This window comes from Streptomyces seoulensis (assembly GCF_004328625.1).
Taxonomy (GTDB): Bacteria; Actinomycetota; Actinomycetes; order Streptomycetales; family Streptomycetaceae; genus Streptomyces; species Streptomyces seoulensis.
In genome coordinates this window covers 4,570,553-4,590,756 of sequence record NZ_CP032229.1, presented here as the reverse complement: position 1 = coordinate 4,590,756, position 20,204 = coordinate 4,570,553, and the positions used below count along the sequence as shown (strand labels likewise).

The window sequence follows — 20,204 nt, the reverse complement described above, 5'->3', positions numbered from 1 at the left end:
GATCAAGATCCGGTCCCGTGAACCGCGGGCACCCAGGCTTTGAGATTACGACACCGGGCCCGGCCCCAGCACATCCCACCCGGCAAACCCACCCAATGAGCGGTGGCCCGGAACCTCAGGTTCCGGGCCACCGTCCTGGTCGTACGAGGTCAGGAGATCCGCACCGGGTTGACCACGTCCGCGATGAGCACGAGCACGGTGAAGCAGACGAAGATCCCGGCCACCACATAGGCCACCGGCATCAGCTTCGCCACGTCGAACGGGCCGGGGTCGGGACGGCGCAGCACCCGGGCCACCTGGCGCCGCAGCGACTCCCACAGCGCGCCCGCGATGTGCCCGCCGTCGAGCGGGAGCAGCGGGAGCATGTTGAAGAGGAACAGCGACAGGTTGAACCCGGCGACCACGAAGACGGCCATGGCCACCTGCTGGGAGGCCGGGATGTCCAGCGTGGCGATCTCACCGGTGACGCGGGCCGCGCCGACGATGCCCATCGGGGAGTCCGGCTCGCGCGGGCCGTCGCCGAAGGCGGCGTTCCACAGGGCCGGGACCTTGCCGGGCAGGTCGACGAGGGACTCGACCGCGTGGCCGACCTGGTCGCCCATCCAGACCACCGAGTCGCCGAAGCCGAGCTTGACCACACCGCGCGCCGGGCTGAAGCCGAGGAAGCCGGCCGTCACGTACTGACCCTGGACGTAGGTGCCGCTGGCGTCCTTCTTCGCCACCTGGTTGGTGGCGATGGTGGCGTGCAGCGTGACCTTCTTGCCGTCCCGCTCGACCACGATCGGGACATTGCGGCCCGCGCTGTCCCGGATGAGGTCGGACAGCGTGTTCCACTTCGCGGTGGGCCTGCCGTCGAAGGAGACGATCTTGTCGCCCGCCTTGATCCCGGCGGCGGCCGCCGGGGAGGCCGGGTCGGACTTCTTGCAGTCGTCGCGGTTCTGGCTCTGCGCGATGACGCAGGCGGAGACCGAGGAGACGGTGTTGGTCTCCTGCTGGACGCCGAAGCCCATCAGCACGGTGAGGAAGAGCCCGACGGCCAGGATCAGGTTCATGAACGGCCCGGCGAACATGACGATGACGCGCTTCCACGGCTTGCGCGTGTAGAACATCCGCGTCTCGTCGCCCGGCTTCAGCTCCTCGTACGCCGCCGAGCGGGCGTCCTCGATCATGCCGCGCCACGGGGAGGTGGAGCGGGCGGAGACCCGGCCCGCGTCGTCCGGCGGGAACATGCCGATCATGCGGATGTAGCCGCCCAGCGGGACGGCCTTGATGCCGTACTCGGTCTCGCCCTTGTGCCGTGACCAGATGGTCGGGCCGAATCCGACCATGTACTGCGGGACACGGATGCCGAAGAGCTTGGCCGTGGACAGGTGCCCCAGCTCGTGCCAGGCGATCGAGACCAGCAGACCGACCGCGAAGACCACTATGCCGAGGATGAACATCAAGGTCGTCATGCACGCGCCTCCGCGGTAGCCGTCCGGTGGGTCAGTTCACGGGCCCTGGCACGGGCCCAGGTCTCCGCTTCGAGGACGTCCGACACCGTGAGCGAAGTTCCCGTGACCGGGGTGCCGTGTTCCTCGACCACCCGGATGACGGTCTCCATGATCCCGTTGAAGGGCAGAGCGCCGCCCAGGAAGGCTTCGACGCACTCCTCGTTGGCCGCATTGAACACCGCCGGGGCGGTGCCCGCGAGCCGGCCCACGTGCCGGGCGAGGTTCACCGAGGGGAAGGCGTCGTCGTCCAGCGGGAAGAACTCCCAGGTGGACGCCTTGCTCCAGTCGAACGCCGGGGCGGCGTCCGGGACACGCTCGGGCCAGCCCAGGCCGATGGCGATCGGCCCACCCATGTCGGGGGGCGTCGCCTGGGCGATCGTGGAACCGTCGGTGAACTCGACCATCGAGTGGACATACGACTGCGGATGCACGACCACCTCAATGCGGTCGAAGGGAATGTCGTAGAGCAGGTGGGCCTCGATGACCTCCAGGCCCTTGTTGACCAGGGTCGCGGAGTTGACCGTGATCACCGGGCCCATCGCCCAGGTGGGGTGCGCGAGGGCGTCGGCGACGGTGACGTCCGCCAGCTCGGCCTTGGTCCGGCCGCGGAACGGCCCGCCCGAGGCGGTGACGACCAGCTTGCGCACGTCGGCGCGGTTGCCGGAGGCGAGGGCCTGGAAGAGGGCCGCGTGCTCGGAGTCCACCGGGATGATCTGGCCGGGCTTGGCCAGCGCCTTGACCAGCGGGCCGCCGACGATCAGCGACTCCTTGTTGGCCAGGGCCAGGGTGCGGCCGGCCTCCAGGGCGGCCAGCGTCGGCGCGAGGCCGATGGAGCCGGTGATGCCGTTCAGCACGGTGTGGCAGTCGGAGGCGGCGACCTGGGCGGCCGCGTCCGGGCCCACCAGGATCTCCGGGAGCGGCTCGGTGCCGTACTGCCCGGCCAGGGCCTCGCGCAGCGCCGGTGCGGCCTCCTCGCGGGCCACCGCGACGGTGCGCACCCCGAGCCTGCGCGCCTGCTCGGCCAGGAGGTCCACCCGGCCGCCGTTCGCGGAGAGGGCGGTGACCTTGAAACGGTCGGGGTTGCGCAGCACCAGGTCGATGGCCTGGGTGCCGATGGACCCGGTGGAGCCGAGGATCACCACGTCCTTCGGGCCGTCGCCCGCGACGGGGTCGAACACGAGGTGCGGGTCGGCGAGCGGGGCGGGGCTGGCGGGGCTGTCGGTCATCCCCCCATTGTGGCCGCACCCGGCGGCGGCCCGGACCGCGCGTCCCCCGGCGGAGTGGCCGGAAAGGGGCCCTCTGTCGCGGGAAGGTTTCTTCCTTTGTGAATCCGGGGTGAAGATCCTGTGATAACAATTCAGTTGAACGGGTGAACTTCTTGCCCGTACAGCGTCTTTGTGAACGACATCCTTGGGGGGATCTCTTCGTGCGTACCGTGCGCCTCCGCGCCGCCCTGCCCGCTCTCGCCGGCGCGGCCCTGCTCACCGGCACCCTCATGAGCACCCCGGCCCAGGCGGCCGGCACCGTCCAGATCCACCGGGTCTACTTCGACAGCCCCGGCAAGGACACCCGGTCCAACTCCAGCCTCAACGGCGAGTGGGTCCAGCTCAAGAACACCAGCCGCTCGGCGCTCTCGCTGAAGGGGTGGGTCCTGAAGGACGCCTCGAACCACAAGTACTCCTTCCCGAACGTCAAGATCGGCGCCGGGAAGTACATGAAGATCCACACCGGCAGCGGCCGCGACACCACCTCGGACAAGTACCAGGGCCGCCGCGCCTACGTCTGGAACAACACCAGCGACACGGCGACCCTGACCAAGTCGAACGGCTCCAAGGTCGACACCTGCTCGTGGACGACCCGGAACGGCAGCGACAAGTACTGCTAACCGCCGTAGGGGCGGCGGGCGTTGACGCGCTCGCTCGCCCCCGGTGTGGCGTCCGCGATCCAGGCGCCGTCGCCCGAGGGGTCGAGGACGCCCTCCTCCAGCCACTCGTAGGCACCGCCGAGGACGCCCTTGACCACCTTGCGGTCGACGCCGTCGGTGTTGTGCCACAGACGGGCGAACAGCTCGTCCACGCGGACGCGGGCCTGGCGGCAGAAGGCGTCGGCGAGCTGGTACGCCTCACGGCCGTGCTCGCCCTCGCGCCGCAGCCGCTCGGCCCGTACGCAGGCCGCGCTCATGGCGAACAGTTCCGCGCCGACGTCCACGATCCGGCCGAGGAAGCCCTGCTTGGTCTCCATCCGACCCTGCCAGCGGGACATCCCGTAGAAGGTCGCGCGGGCCAGCTTGCGGGCATGCCGCTCGACGAACCGCAGATGCCCGGACAGGTCGATGCCGTGCTTGAACTCGGCGTACGAGGACGGGAGTTGCCCCGGGCCCGCGACCAGCTTCGGCAGCCACTTGGCGTAGAAGACGCCCGCGCCCGCACCGGCCTTCGCCTTGTCCTGGAGGGACTTGTCGGGATCGATGAGGTCACCGGCGACCGAGAGGTGGGCGTCGACGGCCTCACGCGCGATCAGCAGGTGCATGATCTCGGTGGAGCCCTCGAAGATGCGGTTGATCCGCAGGTCCCGCAGCATCTGCTCGGCCGGTACGGCCCGCTCGCCGCGCGCGCCGAGCGACTCGGCCGTCTCGTAGCCCCGGCCGCCCCGGATCTGGACCAGCTCGTCCGCCATCAGCCAGGCCATCTCCGAGCCGTACAGCTTGGCGAGCGCGGCCTCGATGCGGATGTCGTTGCGGTCCTCGTCGGCCATCTGGGAGGCGAGGTCGACGACGGCCTCCAGCGCGAAGGTGGTGGCCGCGATGAAGCTGATCTTGGAGCCGACGGCCTCGTGCAGCGCGACCGGCCTGCCCCACTGCTCGCGCTCGGCGGCCCACTGACGGGCGATCTTCAGACACCACTTGCCCGCCCCGGCGCACATCGCGGGCAGCGAGAGCCGGCCGGTGTTCAGCGTGGTGAGCGCGATCTTCAGACCGGCGCCCTCGGGGCCGATCCGGTTGGCGGCCGGGACCCGCACCTGGTGGAAGCGGGTGACGCCGTTCTCGATGCCGCGCAGGCCCATGAAGGCGTTGCGGTGCTCCACCGTGATGCCCTCGGCGTCGGCCTCCACCACGAACGCGGTGATCCCGCCGGGGTGCCCCTCGGACTTCGGCACCCGGGCCATGACGACCAGCAGGTCGGCGACGACCCCGTTGGTGGTCCACAGCTTCACGCCGTCCAGGACGTACTCGTCGCCTTCCGGCACGGCCGAGGTGGCCAGCCGGGCGGGGTCGGAGCCGACGTCCGGCTCGGTGAGCAGGAAGGCGGAGATGGCGTCGGTGGCGCAGCGGGGCAGGAAGGCGTCCTTCTGCTCCTGGGTGCCGAAGATCTTCAGCGGCTGCGGGACGCCGATCGACTGGTGGGCGGAGAGCAGCGCGCCGACGGCGGGGCTGACCGAGCCGACCAGGGCGAGGGCCTTGTTGTAGTAGAGCTGGGAGAGGCCCAGGCCGCCGTACTTGGTGTCGATCTTCATGCCGAGGGCGCCGAGCCGCTTCAGGCCGGCCACGACCTCGTCCGGGATACGGGCCTCACGCTCGATGCGGGCCGCGTCGATCTCCGTCTCGCAGAAGGCGCGCAGCTCGGCGAGGAAGGTCTCGCCGCGCCGGACGCTCTCCGCGTCGGGGAGCGGGTGGGGGTGGATGAGGTCGAGCCGGAAGCGCCCGAGGAACAGCTCCTTGGCGAAGCTGGGCTTGCGCCAGTTCTGCTCCCGGGCGGCCTCCGCCACCTGCCGGGCCTCGCGCTCGGAGACGTTGGTGCGTTGAGTGGTGGGGGCGGACATGAGGCTCACCTCGCCGCGAAGAGGGATGTTGGCGGACCGTGGGTAACCGACCCGTTGCTACTGGATCGTTGGTACCTGAATCGGGCGCGCCCCACCACCCCTTGCGCGTCCGTTCAGGTGAACGGACGTGCGAGGGAGCGGCGGTGCCTCAGACCGTCTCGAGCGCCGGGACCTGGGCCTTCCTGCCCTCGGCGGGGGCGTCACCGGTCGCGGCCGGGGTGCCGCGGCGGCCGGCGACGGCGTAGGCCAGGCCCACCAGCAGGCCGCCGCCGACGAGGTTGCCGAGGCCGACGAAGAGGAGGTTGTGGGCGAAGGCGCCCACGGTGACGCCGGGGACGTCCTCGAAGAGGCCGAGCGAGAAGGTCGTCATGTTGGCGACGACGTGCTCGAAGCCGGAGGCGACGAAGGCCAGGATGCCCGCGAAGATCAGCAGGATCCTGGCGGCGTCCGAGCGGGTCCGCATGCCCATCCACACGGTCAGGCAGACCAGGAAGTTGCAGAGCACACCGCGGAAGAACATCGCCTCGCCGCTCTCGGCCATCTTGGCGGTGAGCATGCCGGTCAGGGCGGCCAGGCCGGGGGCGGGGGCGCCGGGGGCGGGCGCGACGCCCAGCACTCCGGAGGCGTGGACCAGTCCGGCGAGGGCGACCGAGCCGATCAGGTTGCCGACGAGGGAGCCGACGATCACGGCGAGCGCGGTGAGGGGCGTCAGGGCCCGGCGGACCGCGCCCTGGACCATCGTCATCATGTTGCTGGTGGCCAGCTCGCCGCCGGCGAAGATCACCAGCGTCAGCGCGACACCGAAGACCAGGCCCTGGACCAGCTTGACCCAGGGCGAGTGCGCGGCGCTGAGCGGGCCGGACACGCTGACCATCAGGACGACGCCCATGCCGATGAAGGCCCCGGCGAGCGCCGAGAGGACCAGATAGCGGCCGGGGGAACGGAGCAGCTTCGCCTTGCTCCGGGCGGTGGCGACCTGCGCGTCCAGGGCGTCTTCCATGGGTATCGGCACGATGCCCTCTCACTTTCCGCGAATGACCGCTCCGATTGCGGCTCGATGCGGAGGGAAGTGTGCTCCCGCGCGCACGAAAAAGTCAAAAGCGCAATCAATGACTCGATAGGTGTTGTTTATCGGACTTAAGAGGCGAAACCGATCGCGCGATCGGCGGCGCTTATCACCGCACGCAAAAGGAACGGCCGGAGCCCCCGCACAGCGGGCTCCGGCCGTTCCGGTGGTGACCTGTCCGTGGCAGGTCAGAGTGCGAGGCCCGTGAGGACCAGGACGCGCTCGTAGGTGTAGTCGTCCATCGCGGAGCGGACGCCCTCGCGGCCGACGCCGGACTGCTTGGCGCCGCCGTACGGCATCTGGTCCGCGCGGTAGGAGGGGACGTCGCCGATGACGACACCGCCGACCTCGAGGGCGCGGTGGGCGCGGAAGGCGGCCTGGATGTCGTGGGTGAACACGCCTGCCTGGAGGCCGTACTTGGAGTCGTTGACGGCCGCGAACGCCTCGGCCTCGCCGTCGACCTTGGTGACGGTGAGGACCGGTCCGAAGACCTCCTCGGTGGCGAGGGTGGCACCGGCCGGTACGTCGGTGAGGACGGTCGGCGCGTAGGTGGCGCCGTCCCGCTCGCCGCCGGTGAGCAGGGTGGCGCCCAGCTCGACGGCCTCGTTCACCCAGGACTCCACGCGCTGCGCGGCGGCCTCGCTGACCAGCGGGCCGACCTCGGTCTTGTCGTCCGCCGGGTCACCGGTGACCTGGGCCTCGACGGCGGCGACGATGCGCGGGAGCAGCCGCTCGTACACGGCGCCGTCCACGATGACCCGCTGCACCGAGATGCAGGACTGGCCGCCCTGGTAGTTGGAGAAGGTGGCGATGCGGTTCGCGGCCCAGTCCAGGTCGGCGTCGCTCGCCCAGTCGCCGAGGACGACGGCCGCGCCGTTGCCGCCCAGCTCCAGCGTGCAGTGCTTGCGCGGCACCGAGTCCATGATCGCGTAGCCGACCTGCTCGGAGCCGGTGAAGGAGATCACCGGGAGGCGCTCGTCCTGGACCAGCGCGGGCATCTTGTCGTTGGCGACCGGCAGGACGCTCCAGGACCCGGCAGGCAGGTCGGTCTCGGCCAGCAGCTCGCCGATGACCAGGCCGGACAGCGGGGTGGCCGGGGCGGGCTTCAGGATGATCGGGACACCGGCGGCGATGGCCGGGGCGACCTTGTGCGCGCACAGGTTCAGCGGGAAGTTGAACGGCGCGATGCCGAGGACGACGCCCTTGGGGAAGCGGCGGATCAGCGCCATACGGCCCTGGCCGCCCGCGTCGGTGTCCAGCCGCTGGGCCTCGCCGCCGTTGAACCGCCGGGCCTCCTCGGCCGCGAGCCGGAACACGGAGACGGCACGGGCGACCTCGCCGCGCGCCCACTTGATGGGCTTGCCGTTCTCGCCGGAGATCAGCTGGGCGATCTCCTCGGTGCGCTCGGTCAGCCGCTTGGCCACGTGGTCGAGTGCGGTCGCGCGGACGTGCGCGGGGACGGCGGCGAACTCGTCGCGCACCGCGTACGCGGCGGCCACGGCCTCTTCGACCTGCGCGTCACTGGGCACGCTCGCCCGGCCGACGACACGGCCGTCCCACGGGGAGGTGACATCGAAGCTGTCCTCGCCGGCGGCCTCGCGGCCGGCCAGCCAGAAGGCGTGGGTGGAGGTCATGTGCGGGTCCGGCCCTTCCGCGTCGGGGGGTGTGTCTCTGCGTGATCCACGGTAGGACGGGCGGGCGCAGGGGGCGCTTGTCCGAGTCGTACGGAACGGGTCGGACGATGTGCCGGTTCGGCGGGGTGGGCGCGGGCCTGGGATCGGCGTGGGCCCGCGTCCGGGTCGGGAGTGGGCGCGGGACGGGGGGTGAGCGCTTGGGCCGGGGTGAGCGTGAGTCGCGGAGTCAGCGGAGGACCCGGGGTGAGCGCGAGACCCGGAGTCGGGGCGATGCCGGGGCGGGGTGGGGCGGAGCCGGACCCAGGTCCCGGCCGGGCGGGGTGGGCCGGAGGCGGGCGCGGAGCGGGCGGGCCTGGGACCGGCGCGGGGTGGGCCGGAGGCGGGCGCGGAGCGGGCGGGCCTGGGACCGGCGCGGGGTGGGCCGGAGGCGGGTGCGGAGCGGGCGGGCCTGGGACCGGCGCGGGGTGGGCCGGAGGCGGGTGCGGAGCGCGCGGGCCTAGGACCGGCGCGGGGTGGGCCGGAGGCGGGCGCGGAGCGGGCGGGCCTGGGACCGGCGCGGGGTGGGCCGGAGGCGGGTGCGGAGCGCGCGGGCCTAGGACCGGCGCGGGGTGGGCCGGAGGCGGGCGCGGAGCGGGCGGGCCTGGGACCGGCGCGGGGTGGGCCGGAGGCGGGCGTGGAGCGCGCGGGCCTGGGGCCGGCGCGGGGTGGGCCGGAGGCGGGTGCGAAGCGGGCGGGCCTGGGGCCGGCGCGGGGCCCGGAGTGGGCTCGGTGGCGCGAGCCTCGGGGGCGGCTACTCCCCCGACGTTGCCTTCAGGGACAGCCACAGCTCCATTCGGACGTCCGGGTCGTCCAGGGAGCGGCCGAGGATTTCCTCTACTCGGCGCATGCGGTAGCGGAGGGTGTGGCGGTGGACGCCGAGGTCGGCGGCGGCCGCGTCCCATTGGCCGTGGCGGGAGAGCCAGGCGCGCAGGGAGGCGACGAGGTCGCCGCGTCCGGTGGCGTCGTGGTCGCGCAGGGCGCGAAGGAGGCCGTCGGCGAAGGCCCGTACCGCGTCGTCGGCGAGCAGCGGGAGGACCGAGCCGGCCGCGACGTGCTCGTGCTCGACCAGGACCCGGCCGCGCCGCCGGGCCACCGAGAGCGCCTGCTCGGCCTGGCGGTAGGCGGTGGCGGCCGCGATGGGGCCGGCCGGGGCGGAGAGGCCGACGACGAGCGCGTCCTCGTCGGCCTTGGCCTCCGGCGCGCCCGCGTACGCCGTGCAGGCGGCGACGGCCGCGCCGCCGTCGGTGGCCAGCACCACCAGCCGCTCCCGGTCGGGCACCACCAGGACGGCCTCGCCGGAGCGGGCGGCGGCGGACTCGGCGGCCTCGGCGAGGGCGTCCAGCGGATCGCCGTCCGTCCCCTGGCGCGGCGCGGCCTCGGCCACGAGCAGCCGGAACGGCGCGTCCAGCAGACCGCCGTACAGGTCACCGGCGACCGCGCGGGCGTGGTCGGGCTCCCCCGCGAGCAGCATCCGCAGCACCGCCGCGCCGACCCGCTGTTCGGCGGCGTGCAGGGAGCGGGAGCGCTCGGTGGTGAGGGTGAGCAGCGCGATCGCGGAGTGCACGGCGTAGCGCTCGGCGGTGCCGGGGGCGGCGGCGGTGCCGACGGCGAGCGCGGCGCGGGGGCGGCGGCCGGTGCCGAGCGAGTGCAGCTCGATCCGGTCCTCGGTGTCCGGAGCGGCGACCACGGAGGAGGCGGGGGCGGGGCGTTCCCGCAGCCGCTCGACGTCGGCGGTGAGCCGGGCGGCCCGGCGGCCCGCCCACTCGGGCGCGGCGGCGACGACCGCGCCGGACGCGTCGTACAGCGCGGCCCAGCCGTCGACCTGGACGGCGAGCGCGGCGAGCAGGCCCTCCGGGCCGGTGGTGAGCGCCTGCCGGGTCAGCTCGCGCTGCGCGGCGAAACCGGCGGTGACGGCGCGGTACTGGTCGGCGGCGATGGCGGCGGAGACGGCCTTGCTGATGGCGAGGAACGGGGTGCGCCGGGGCACCTCCAGCAGCGGCAGCCCCTCCTGCCGGGCGGCCTGCACCAGCGCGTCGGGGATCGCGTCGTAGTTGACGCCGACCGCGAAGCCCAGGCCGACGACGCCCGCGCCGGCCAGCCGCTTCACGTACCGCCGCATCGCCTCGGGGTCCTCCGCGTCGAGCTTGAGCGCGGTGATCAGCAGCAGCTCCCCGCCCTCCATGTACGGCACGGGGTCGGCCAGCTCGCTGACATGCGCCCAGCGCACGGGTACGTCGAGCTTGTCCTCCCCCGCGCGGACCGTCAGCTTCAGCGCGGAGTGGTGGACGAGCGAGGCGAGCGTGGGCGGCATGGGACCTTCAGGTCGGGACGGCCGGCGCGCCGTCGCGCCGGCCGGGAGCAGTCATCTCTTGGCCGCCACGTATGAACGACCCACCCCGATTCTGCCTCACCGTACGATGCCGGGCCTCCGTTCACCCCCGCAGGTCCACCAGCAGGGGCGGCGCGTGCTCCCCGCGTACCGTCGTGAGCGAGAGGACCGCGTGACCCGGCGGAACGGCATGAGCGAGCTCGGAGGCGGACCAGCGCTCACGTTCCACCTGGCGGACGGTGACCGCCTCCGTCGTCACAGCCTTTCCGGTCACCAGCTTGCGCAGACTGTGGATCAGGCGCGTCATCGGCTGGTCGGCGAACACGGTGTGCTGCGCGACGTCCTTGGTCTCCACCCACTGGGTTCCCCACGCCTCCGCGAAGCGGCCGCCGTCCCACGTGGTGACTCCGGAGAAGGCCATGCGGCAGCCCACTGCCGCGTACAGCGGGCCGTGCAGCGCCTCAGGAACCTCGCCCACCGTACGCAGAGCGAGCACCACACCCGCGTTGCGGGACCGAAGCCGCTGGACGCGCCGGACGGACTCGCTCGTCACGGCGCCCGCCGCGTCATCGAGGACGAGGCAGGCGAAGTGTGAGCGGCCACCTGCCGACGCCACGGCGTCGAACTGGGCGAGCACCAGACGCGTGACGATCCGCGCCGCCTCCTCATAACCCCGCTCGGGAAGGTCGACGCGTACCCGCACCGGGTGGCTGACGACTGCCCGCAGCGAGAAGGGCCGGGCGTGCCGCTCGTCCGCGCCGAAGAAACCCGCGAACGCCGGGCGGTCAAGCGCGGCAAGCCGGTCCGCCAGCAGGGTTCCCGGGTCGTCCCGACCGCCCGCATGCCGGGCCCGCGCGTCCAGTTCGCGCCGCATCGCGGAGTGCTCCTCCGAGTCCAGGGCGGCGCGCAGCGCGTTCAGGGCCGCGGGCTCACCCTCCAGGAGTTCCCGCAGCACCGGCAGCGTCGGGAAGCGGCCGTAGGCGGCCCGGTACGGGCCGAGCAACTGGGAGAGCGCCGTGACCGCACGCGACCCGCCCCGCGTCCCTAGGTCACCGGCCAGGGCCTCCGCGAGCAGCGTGGCCGCCTCGTCCGGGTCCTGTGTTTCCGCGTACGGGTCGAGGTCGTACACGGAGGCCGGGTCACCGAGCCGTACGACGACGTCGTAGGCGGAGTCGGGCCCGAGCTGCGTCCCGGCCGCGCAGACCACCACGACCGCACAGCGCCCCGCGAGGGCGTGCAGTCCCAGCGACTCCACGACGGGCCGGACGAGGTGGCGTGTCTTGCCGGATCCCGAGGGCCCGACGGCGAGCAGCGAGGTGGCGAGGGTCTCCGGTCCGAGAGCGGCTCCCGCCCCGCCGTAGGCGAGCGGAGTGCGTTCCCCCTGCGCCCAGCGGCCGATCCGTACCTGTCCGGCCGGCAGGTCGTGCCGGCCCTCGCGGCCGGGCAGGTCGCGCTGGCCCGAGGGGTGGGTCCAGGCGGCGGCGCCGTCGCGCAGGACGGTGGCCGTGAACGACGGGATGCGCGCCTCGGCGCGGGACACGGTCCACATGCCGTCGATCCGGGCGCAGTCCACGTCGTTCATCTGCCCGGCGCGCAGTGCGGCGGTGAGCACGTCGGCGGCCTGGTGCTGGCCGGCCTCGCGGAGGTCGGGCCACTGCGAGGGCTTGCGGTCCGTGACCGGCCGCGTGGTGTCGTCCGCGCTCTTCGCCCGCTCCCGCGCGGCGACCGCGTCCTTCACGAGGGTCCACCAGCCGCCGACCCTCGCGAACGGCCACAGCACCAGCAGGGTGATGAGGACGCAGAGACCGTACGTGAGCGTCGGGGAGGCGAAGACCGTGTAGTCGCCGGTGATCAGGACGATGAGGGAGAACAGAGGGTCCTGCACCGGCAGCGCGTCCCAGCCGAGACCGAAGGAGCTGGGAAAGACGAGGACGAGGGTGGCGAGCGCGCCGAGGGCGGCGATCAGGGCCCGGCCGGGCTGAGGGCGGCCGGTGACGAGATGCCGGATGATGTCGGCCCAGCTGCCGAGGCGGGCCATGGCGTAGACGAGGATCGCGAAGAACACCCCGCCCGCGACCGTGATGGCCTCGGCGCCCTGATAGCCCTTGGGGCTGGTGGTGCCGCCCCACCACCAGTCGCTCGGGGTGAGCAGCCGCAGAACAGCCCACTGGTAGGGGATGCTGCCGTGCTTCCAGAGCGACCAGAGCAGCAGTCCGGCCACGAGCGGGACGAGGAAGCCGACGACGGTGACGGGGGCGAGGCGCTGTTCCTGGCGCGCGGCCTTGGGCAGCCGGTAACGGTGGCGCCAGATGCCGGGCTCGGCGGCCGGGCGCGGGTCGTCCAGCCAGTCGGCCACCGGCGAACCGGATTGACCGGGCTGACCGGACTGCGGTGGGTACCCGGGAGACGCCCCCACGGGGGTGGCGTCCGGCGCCCGGGGCGGACGCGGCGGCACGGCAGGCCCCTGGGGCGGTACTGCCGGGCGTGGGACCGGGCCGGTCCCCGTGCCGCGTGTGTCCCGCATGCCGTCGCTCTCCATCGCCGTTGCCCCCTGAGCAGCCGCTCCGTCCACCGTCAGCGAGTCAATCTAACGCCCTGGAAAGGGGAGTTCACCGGTTACGCGGCCGGTGTCCGGCACCGGTCGGCCGGGGCCGTCACCCACTGCTATGTCCACGGCGGACAAGCGCCATGCCGGACAACGCCCACATGGAGCATGACCGGCTCCCGGCAACGGTCCTAACCTGCGAGAAAAGAAGACAAGCGTCCGTAATCACCCCCAGGAGCCCCGCATGACCGCACTTCCGCAGGAGCGCCGCGTCGTCACCGCCATTCCCGGCCCGAAGTCGCAGGAGCTTCAGGCCCGCCGCACCGCGGTCGTCGCCCAGGGCGTGGGGTCCACGCTGCCGGTGTTCGTCACGCGCGCGGGCGGTGGCGTGATCGAGGACGTCGACGGCAACAGCCTGATCGACTTCGGCTCCGGCATCGCCGTGACCTCGGTGGGCGCCTCCGCCGAGGCCGTGGTGCGCCGCGCGAGCGCCCAGCTCGCCGACTTCACCCACACCTGTTTCATGGTCACCCCCTACGAGGGCTACGTGGAGGTCGCCGAGGCCCTCGCCGAGCTGACCCCGGGTGACCACGCGAAGAAGTCGGCGCTGTTCAACTCGGGCGCCGAGGCGGTCGAGAACGCGGTGAAGATCGCCCGCGCCCACACCAAGCGCCAGGCCGTCGTGGTGTTCGACCACGGCTACCACGGCCGCACCAACCTCACGATGGCGCTGACGGCGAAGAACATGCCGTACAAGAACGGCTTCGGCCCGTTCGCGCCCGAGGTCTACCGGGTGCCGGTGGCCTACGGCTACCGCTGGCCCACCGGCCCGGAGAACGCGGGTCCGGAGGCCGCCAAGCAGGCGATCGACCAGATCACCAAGCAGGTCGGCGCGGACAACGTGGCCGCGATCATCATCGAGCCGGTGCTCGGCGAGGGCGGCTTCATCGAGCCGGCCAAGGGCTTCCTGCCGGAGATCGTGAAGTTCGCCAACGAGAACGGCATCGTCTTCGTCGCGGACGAGATCCAGTCCGGCTTCTGCCGCACCGGCCAGTGGTTCGCGTGCGAGGACGAGGGCATCGTCCCGGACCTGATCACCACCGCCAAGGGCATCGCGGGCGGTCTGCCGCTCGCCGCCGTGACGGGCCGCGCCGAGATCATGGACGCCGCGCACGCGGGTGGCCTCGGCGGCACCTACGGCGGCAACCCGGTGGCCTGCGCCGCCGCGCTCGGCGCGATCGAGACGATGAAGGAGCAGGACCTCAACGGCAAGGCCAAGCACATCGAGCAGGTCATGAAGGGCCGCCTGGCCACCATGGCCGAGAAGTTCGACATCATCGGTGACATCCGGGGCCGCGGCGCGATGATCGCGATCGAGCTGGTCAAGGACCGCGACACCAAGGAGCCGAACGCCGAGGCCGCCGCCGCGCTGGCCAAGGCGTGCCACCAGGAGGGCCTGCTGGTCCTGACCTGTGGCACCTACGGCAACGTGCTGCGCTTCCTGCCGCCGCTGGTCATCGGCGAGGACCTGCTGAACGAGGGCCTGGACATCATCGAGCAGGCTTTCTCCCGTATCTGAGCGGACGACTGCGGCAGGCCGTGTGAAGAACGTGTGCGAGGTGGATGACAGGACGCGATTGCGTCTGTCCGACCGCCGCCGCCTGCCGTAAGTTCGGTCCCGATGAGAGATACACCCCGCTCGCAGGGGACTGCGGGCGAGTTCAGGCCGGGGCCTCCCCAGCTTCGACCTGGTCGTGCCCTCGCGCACACAACCGGGGCCTGAGGGCTCCGGGATCTCCACACCGATCGGACGGTCGCCGCCCCAAACCCCCCGGGGCGCGCGACATCCCGGTCCGGTCGGCCGCCCCGGAACCACCCCCCCTGTTCCGGGGCGGCCGACCTCCTTCTCGCCACTCGCTTCCCGCCGCACGCGCGCATGCGAAGCTGGCCCGGTGTCCACTCCCGCCCGCCGCCTCGCCCCGGCCGTCCTCCTGCTGTGCCTCCCGGCGCTGATGTTCGCGCTGCTCACCTGGCAGGTGCTGGCACACGGCCCGCTGCTCGCGCTGGACGCCCGGCTGAGCCGGGACCTGGTCCACCCGGACCGTTTCTCCGAACTCCTCTCCGACCTCGGCAACATCACGGTGGCCGTCCCGCTGCTGGTGCTCGCCCTCGTCTACGCGGCCTGGCGGGGCCGGAGCGCCGGGACGCCCCACTGGTGGCTGCCGCCGGCCGCGGCCGCCCTCCTGATGGCGGTGCTCCCGGCGATCGTCGTCCCGCTGAAGCTGTGGACCGCGCGGCCGGGGACCCCCGTGGTGCCCCCGGCCACCGGCTACTTCCCCTCCGGCCACACCGCGACGGCAGCCGTGGCGTACGGCGCCTCGGCGCTGCTCCTGCTGCCCTGGTGCCGCACCCGCGCCGCACGCCTGGCGGCGACCGGTGTCCCGGCCGCGCTGGTGCTCGCGGTGTCGTACGGGCTGGTGCGGCGGGGCTTCCACTGGCCCCTGGACGTGCTCGCGTCCTGGTGCCTGGGCGCGGTGCTGCTGACCTGCCTGGGTCTGGTGCTCAGCCGAAGTAGGAGTCGAAGGTCCGCTGGAACTCCCAGCCCGCGAACCGGTCCCAGTTCACCGACCAGGTCATCAGACCCCGTAGCGCGGGCCACGTTCCGTGGGTCGCGTACGAGCCGCAGTTCGTCTTCTTCGTGAGGCAGTCCAGGGTCTTGGTGACCTCGGCCGGGGCGACGTAGCCGTTGCCCGCGTTGACCGAGGCGGGCATGCCGATGGCGACCTGGTCGGGGCGCAGCGGCGGGAAGACGTTGCCCGCGTCACCGGCGACCGGGAAGCCGGTGAGCAGCATGTCGGTCATGGCGATGTGGAAGTCGGCGCCGCCCATGGAGTGGTACTGGTTGTCCAGCCCCATGATCGGGCCCGAGTTGTAGTCCTGGACGTGCAGCAGGGTGAGGTCGTCGCGCAGGGCGTGGATGACCGGGAGGTAGGCGCCGCAGCGCGGGTCCTGCCCGCCCCACTTGCCGCTGCCGTAGAACTGGTAGCCGTTCTGCACGAAGAACGTCTCCGGGGCCATGGTGAGCACGAACTTGGTTCCGTACTTGGCCTTGAGGGTCTTCAGCGCGGAGATCAGGTTGACGATCACCGGGGTGGTCGGGTTCTTGAAGTCGGTGTCTCCGGTGTTCAGCGAGAGCGAGTGGCCCTCGAAGTCGATGTCGAGGCCGTCCAGACCGTACTGGTCGATGATCTTCGAGACCGAGGAGACGAAGGCGTCACGGGCGGCCGTGGTGGTGAGCTGGACCTGGCCGTTCTGGCCGCCGATGGAGATCAGCACCTTCTTGCCGGCGGCCTGCTTGGCCTTGATGGCCGCCTGGAAGTCGGCGTCGCTCTCCACGTTCGGGCACTCCGAGACGGGACAGCGGTTGAACCGGATGTCCCCCGAGGTGACCGCGGTCGGCTCGCCGAAGGCCAGGTCGATGACGTCCCAGCTGTCGGGCACGTCGGCCATCCGCGTGTACCCGGAGCCGTTGGCGAAGCTGGCGTGCAGATAGCCGACCAGGGCGTGCGCGGGCAGCTGCGTGGAGCCCCCGCCGTCGCTGCGGGCCGGGGTGGTCGCGGTCACCGTGGCGGAGCGGGCGGACTCCCCCGCGTCGTTGGTGGCGGTGACCTGGAAGGAGTACGCGGTCGAGGGGTTCAGGCCGCTCACGGTGGCCGAAGTGCCGGTCGGCGAAGCGACCTTGACGCCGTCCCGGTAGACCGCGTAACCGGTCGCGCCCGTGACCGGGGTCCAGGACAGCCCGACGGAGGTGGCGGTGACGGTGCCGGTCTTCAGGCCGGTCGGCACGGTGGGCGGCTGGGTGGTGGTGCCGCCGCCGGGGCCCACGAGGGAGACGTCGTCGGCGTAGTAGGCGCCGGTGCCGTACCAGCCGTGGGTGTAGAGGGTGACCTTGGTGGTGTTGGCGCCGGTGGTGAAGGTGGTGGCGAGCTTCTGCCAGTCGGGCGCTGACTGGGTCCAGGTGGAGACGTCGGTGGTGCCGGTGCCGCTCGCGCCGAGGTAGACGTAGGAGCCGCGTACCCAGCCGGCCAGCGTGTACTGGGAGTTGGGTCTGACGGACACCGTCTGGGCGCACTGGGCGTTGTCGCTGCCCTGCGGGGTGGCTTGCAGCGCCGAGGAGCCGCTGTGCACCGGGGAGGTGACGGTGGTGCCGGCGGTGCAGGTCCAGGGGGAGAGCCCGGATTCGAAACCGCCGTTGACCGCGGCGTCCGCGTCGGCCGCACGGGCGGCCGACGAGAGCGCGGCACTGCCGGGCACGGCGAGAGCCATGACCGTGAGGAATGCGACCAGGGGTCGGGAACGGTCCACAAATGCCTCCAGGCATGGGGGAGTTGGAGGTCGAGGGTGCACCCAACTTGGTCCAGACCAATTCAGTTGTCAAGCACTCACGAGCGGCGCCGGTCCTCCTCGCTCGCCAGCGCGGCCGCCGCCTCGTGCATCGCCAGCTCCAGCAGCGCCGGGTCGGTGAGCGTGCCCGACCCGTCCGGCGGCACCAGCCAGCGCACCCCCTGGGTGGCCCGACCGGGGTGCGGTACGACGATCCAGGTGCCGGACCCGGCCGTGCGGATGCCGGTGCCCAGCCAGCGGGCGGCGGTGCCCGGCGGCACGAAGAAGCCCACCCGGTTGTCCCCGAAGTCGACCAGCACCGGGCCCAGTTGATCGAGCACCCGGGTGAGCACGTCCAGCGTCGGATACCCCAGCTCCCCCGGCAGGACGAGCACGTCCCAGGCTTTCCCGGCCGGCAGCAGCGCGACCCCCAGCGGGCTGCGCTCCCACTCCCAACGGCAGGCTTCCGGGTCCGGCGCCACGGACGCCAGCCACTCCACCGCAGTCTTCGCCCCTGTCATGAAAAGACCTCCCTCTCCTTCGCGGACACGCGCGTCTGCGAGGGAGAGGGAGGTGGGGCGGTCCGCATTACGCGGGTTCACCGGGATCTTTCGAGTGACCTGGGTCACACGGGCCGGGCGGCTAGCTGTCGAAGCCGAGTCCCAGCCGGTCCATGGCCCGCAGCCACAGGTTCCGCCGGCCGCCCTGCGCGTCGGCCCGCGCCAGCGACCAGCGGGTCAGCGCGATCCCGGTCCAGGCGAACGGCTCGGGCGGGAACGGCAGCGGCTTCTTGCGGACCATCTCCAGCCGGGTGCGCTCGGTGTCCGCGCCGTCCAGCAGATCCAGCATCACGTCGGCGCCGAAACGGGTGGCCCCCACACCGAGGCCCGTGTAGCCCGCCGCGTAGGCGACCCGGCCCTGATGTCCGGTGCCGAAGAACGCCGAGAAGCGGGAGCAGGTGTCGATCGCGCCGCCCCAGGCGTGGGTGAAGCGGACGCCCTCCAGCTGCGGGAAGCAGGTGAAGAAGTGCCCGGCCAGCTTGGCGTACGTCTCCGGCCGGTCGTCGTACTCCGCGCGCACCCGGCCGCCGTAGGGGTAGATCGCGTCGTAGCCGCCCCACAGCACCCGGTTGTCCGGGGTCAGCCGGAAGTAGTGGAACTGGTTGGCCGCGTCCCCGAGGCCCTGGCGGTTCTTCCAGCCGAGCGAGTCGAGCTGCCCGGCGCTGAGCGGCTCGGTGGTCAGCGCGTAGTCGTAGACCGGCACCGTGTAGGAGCGGACCCGGCGCAGGAGGCTGGGGAAGATGTTGGTGCCGAGCGCGACCTTGCGGGCCCGGACCGTGCCGTACGGGGTGCCGGCCTCCATCCCGGCGCCGTACTGCTTCAGGGTCAGGGCCGGGGTGTGCTCGTACACCCGGACCCCCAGGGCGAGGCAGGCCCGCTTCAGGCCCCAGGCCAGCTTGGCGGGGTGCAGCAGGGCCACGCCTCTGCGGTCCCACAGTCCGGCCTCGAAGGTGGGCGAGCCGACCTCGGCGCGCAGAGCGTCCCGGTCGAGGAACTCCATGCCGTCCGCGAGGCCCTTGTCCTCGAGTTCCCGGTGCCAGTCGCGCAGTTCCCACGCCTGGTAGGTCTCGGTGGCCACGTCGATCTCGCCGGTGCGCTCGAAGTCGCAGTCGATGCCGTACCGGGCGAGCGCGTCCTCGATGCCGTCCAGGTTGCGGGCGCCGAGTTCGTGCAGCGTGCCGACCTCGTCCGGCCAGCGGGCCAGTCCGTTGGCCAGGCCGTGGGTGAGGGAGGCGGCGCAGAACCCGCCGTTGCGGCCCGAGGCGGCCCAGCCCACCTCGCGGCCCTCCAGCAGCACCACGTCCCGGCCCGGGTCGCGCTCCTTGGCGTTGAGCGCGGTCCACAGTCCGCTGTAGCCGCCGCCGACCACGAGCAGGTCGCAGGTCTCGGTGCCGGTGAGGGCGGGCTCGGGCTGGGGCTTGCCGGGGTCCTCCAGCCAGTAGGGGACCGGCTGGGCTTCGGAGAGGGAAGCGACCCAGTTGTCTTTTCCACGGCTCATGGCGCTAGGGGCCATGATTTCAACTCCCTACGGGGCTTTATGCCTTCTGGTGACCGCGTCTACGGGTGACGAGCATCGAGACCAGCACGAACAGTACGGCGATGAGGAACATGGCCGTCCCGATGACATTGATCTGAACGGGCGTTCCGCGCTGTGCCGAGCCCCAGACGAACATGGGGAAGGTGACGGTCGAGCCCGCGTTGAAATTGGTGATGATGAAATCGTCGAAGGAGAGCGCGAAGGACAGCAGCGCGCCCGCGGCGATCCCGGGTGCCGCGATGGGCAGGGTGACCCGCCAGAAGGTCTGCACCGGTCCCGCGTAGAGATCGCGGGCGGCCTCCTCCAGGCGCGGGTCCATCGACATCACGCGCGCCTTGACCGCGGTGACGACGAAGCTCAGACAGAACATGATGTGGGCGATCAGGATCGTCCAGAAGCCGAGCTGGGCGCCCATGTTGAGGAACAGGGTGAGCAGCGAGGCGGCCATGACGACCTCGGGCATCGCCATCGGCAGGAAGATCAGCGAGTTGACCGCTCCGCGCGCCCGGAACCGGTACCGGACCAGGGCGAACGCGATCATCGTGCCGAGCGCGGTGGCGCCGATGGTGGCCCACAGGGCGATCTGGAGGCTGAGCCCGAGCGAGCCGCACATGTCGGCGACCCCGCACGGGTCCTGCCAGGCGTCGGTGGAGAAGTGCTGCCACTCGTAGTTGAAGCGGCCCTTGGGCTTGTTGAAGGAGAACACCGTCACGACGATGTTCGGCAGCAGCAGGTAGGCGAGCGTCAGCAGTCCCGCGACGACGACGAGACGGCGCTTGAGCCAGGTGAAGACGGCCAT

General features: G+C 72.1%; 13 protein-coding genes and 1 pseudogene. 3 read left to right on the top strand and 11 right to left on the bottom strand.

Features of this window, described 5'->3' with window-relative positions; genetic code table 11:
* Positions 1-149: 149 nt before the first annotated feature.
* A complete protein-coding gene (locus D0Z67_RS21400) occupies positions 150-1,454 on the bottom strand; it encodes a M50 family metallopeptidase (protein WP_031183744.1) in 1,305 nt (434 codons plus the stop codon).
* Positions 1,451-2,719, bottom strand: a complete 1,269-nt coding sequence (dxr, locus tag D0Z67_RS21395) for a 1-deoxy-D-xylulose-5-phosphate reductoisomerase (protein ID WP_031183743.1) — start codon at positions 2,717-2,719, stop codon at positions 1,451-1,453. Before dxr ends, D0Z67_RS21400 begins: the two co-directional genes overlap by 4 nt.
* A gap of 200 nt (positions 2,720-2,919) precedes the next feature.
* Between dxr and D0Z67_RS21390 the strand changes: the two genes are divergently transcribed.
* Positions 2,920-3,378 (top strand): lamin tail domain-containing protein, encoded by a 459-nt coding sequence (locus tag D0Z67_RS21390; RefSeq protein WP_031183742.1) that lies wholly within the window; start codon positions 2,920-2,922, stop codon positions 3,376-3,378.
* Here the strand turns inward: D0Z67_RS21390 and D0Z67_RS21385 are convergent.
* The 5 genes from D0Z67_RS21385 to D0Z67_RS21365 form a co-directional block, all read right to left on the bottom strand.
* Complete coding sequence (locus D0Z67_RS21385; RefSeq protein ID WP_031183741.1) at positions 3,375-5,312, bottom strand: acyl-CoA dehydrogenase family protein; 1,938 nt, start codon at positions 5,310-5,312, stop codon at positions 3,375-3,377. The genes D0Z67_RS21390 and D0Z67_RS21385 overlap by 4 nt on opposite strands.
* Positions 5,313-5,460: 148 nt before the next feature.
* Positions 5,461-6,312: a formate/nitrite transporter family protein gene (locus tag D0Z67_RS21380; RefSeq protein WP_234312920.1), complete on the bottom strand. Its 852-nt coding sequence runs from the start codon at positions 6,310-6,312 to the stop codon at positions 5,461-5,463.
* Positions 6,313-6,566: 254 nt separating this feature from the next.
* On the bottom strand, positions 6,567-8,012 hold the full coding sequence (locus D0Z67_RS21375) for an aldehyde dehydrogenase family protein (protein ID WP_031183739.1): 1,446 nt from the start codon (positions 8,010-8,012) through the stop codon (positions 6,567-6,569).
* Between the two features lie 790 nt (positions 8,013-8,802).
* A complete protein-coding gene (locus tag D0Z67_RS21370) occupies positions 8,803-10,362 on the bottom strand; it encodes a PucR family transcriptional regulator (RefSeq protein ID WP_031183738.1) in 1,560 nt (519 codons plus the stop codon).
* 121 nt (positions 10,363-10,483) lie between these two features.
* Positions 10,484-12,919, bottom strand: coding sequence for an ATP/GTP-binding protein (locus D0Z67_RS21365; RefSeq protein WP_031183737.1), 2,436 nt, complete (start codon positions 12,917-12,919; stop codon positions 10,484-10,486).
* A 250-nt stretch (positions 12,920-13,169) separates the two neighbouring features.
* Between D0Z67_RS21365 and gabT the strand changes: the two genes are divergently transcribed.
* Complete coding sequence (gene gabT / locus D0Z67_RS21360) at positions 13,170-14,504, top strand: 4-aminobutyrate--2-oxoglutarate transaminase (RefSeq protein WP_031183736.1); 1,335 nt, start codon at positions 13,170-13,172, stop codon at positions 14,502-14,504.
* Between the two features lie 433 nt (positions 14,505-14,937).
* Positions 14,938-15,546 (top strand): annotated as a pseudogene (locus D0Z67_RS30505) (phosphatase PAP2 family protein); the annotation flags it as partial.
* Here the strand turns inward: D0Z67_RS30505 and D0Z67_RS21350 are convergent.
* The 4 genes from D0Z67_RS21350 to D0Z67_RS21335 form a co-directional block, all read right to left on the bottom strand.
* Positions 15,488-17,251 carry a chitinase gene (locus D0Z67_RS21350; RefSeq protein WP_107059662.1) on the bottom strand — a complete coding sequence of 588 codons (1,764 nt, stop codon included), beginning with the start codon at positions 17,249-17,251 and terminating at the stop codon, positions 15,488-15,490. The pseudogene D0Z67_RS30505 and the gene D0Z67_RS21350 sit on opposite strands and share 59 nt — an antisense overlap.
* 116 nt (positions 17,252-17,367) lie before the next feature.
* Entirely contained in the window at positions 17,368-17,829 is a 462-nt protein-coding gene (locus D0Z67_RS21345; protein ID WP_031183734.1) for a hypothetical protein, read from the bottom strand.
* Positions 17,830-17,950: 121 nt separating this feature from the next.
* Positions 17,951-19,381 (bottom strand): NAD(P)/FAD-dependent oxidoreductase, encoded by a 1,431-nt coding sequence (locus D0Z67_RS21340; RefSeq protein ID WP_031183733.1) that lies wholly within the window; start codon positions 19,379-19,381, stop codon positions 17,951-17,953.
* Positions 19,382-19,403: 22 nt separating this feature from the next.
* Positions 19,404-20,204 carry an ABC transporter permease gene (locus tag D0Z67_RS21335; protein WP_031183732.1) on the bottom strand — a complete coding sequence of 267 codons (801 nt, stop codon included), beginning with the start codon at positions 20,202-20,204 and terminating at the stop codon, positions 19,404-19,406.

What these genes read in the sequence shown, in the direction of transcription:
- D0Z67_RS21400 (WP_031183744.1), bottom strand. Translation starts at nt 1,454, where the DNA reads ATGACGACCTTGATGTTCATCCTCGGCATAGTGGTCTTCGCGGTCGGT.
- dxr (WP_031183743.1), bottom strand. Translation starts at nt 2,719, where the DNA reads ATGACCGACAGCCCCGCCAGCCCCGCCCCGCTCGCCGACCCGCACCTC.
- D0Z67_RS21385 (WP_031183741.1), bottom strand. Translation starts at nt 5,312, where the DNA reads ATGTCCGCCCCCACCACTCAACGCACCAACGTCTCCGAGCGCGAGGCC.
- D0Z67_RS21380 (WP_234312920.1), bottom strand. Translation starts at nt 6,312, where the DNA reads ATGGAAGACGCCCTGGACGCGCAGGTCGCCACCGCCCGGAGCAAGGCG.
- D0Z67_RS21375 (WP_031183739.1), bottom strand. Translation starts at nt 8,012, where the DNA reads ATGACCTCCACCCACGCCTTCTGGCTGGCCGGCCGCGAGGCCGCCGGC.
- D0Z67_RS21370 (WP_031183738.1), bottom strand. Translation starts at nt 10,362, where the DNA reads ATGCCGCCCACGCTCGCCTCGCTCGTCCACCACTCCGCGCTGAAGCTG.
- D0Z67_RS21365 (WP_031183737.1), bottom strand. Translation starts at nt 12,919, where the DNA reads ATGGAGAGCGACGGCATGCGGGACACACGCGGCACGGGGACCGGCCCG.
- gabT (WP_031183736.1), top strand. Translation starts at nt 13,170, where the DNA reads ATGACCGCACTTCCGCAGGAGCGCCGCGTCGTCACCGCCATTCCCGGC.
- D0Z67_RS21350 (WP_107059662.1), bottom strand. Translation starts at nt 17,251, where the DNA reads ATGGCTCTCGCCGTGCCCGGCAGTGCCGCGCTCTCGTCGGCCGCCCGT.
- D0Z67_RS21345 (WP_031183734.1), bottom strand. Translation starts at nt 17,829, where the DNA reads ATGACAGGGGCGAAGACTGCGGTGGAGTGGCTGGCGTCCGTGGCGCCG.
- D0Z67_RS21340 (WP_031183733.1), bottom strand. Translation starts at nt 19,381, where the DNA reads ATGGCCCCTAGCGCCATGAGCCGTGGAAAAGACAACTGGGTCGCTTCC.
- D0Z67_RS21335 (WP_031183732.1), bottom strand. Translation starts at nt 20,204, where the DNA reads ATGGCCGTCTTCACCTGGCTCAAGCGCCGTCTCGTCGTCGTCGCGGGA.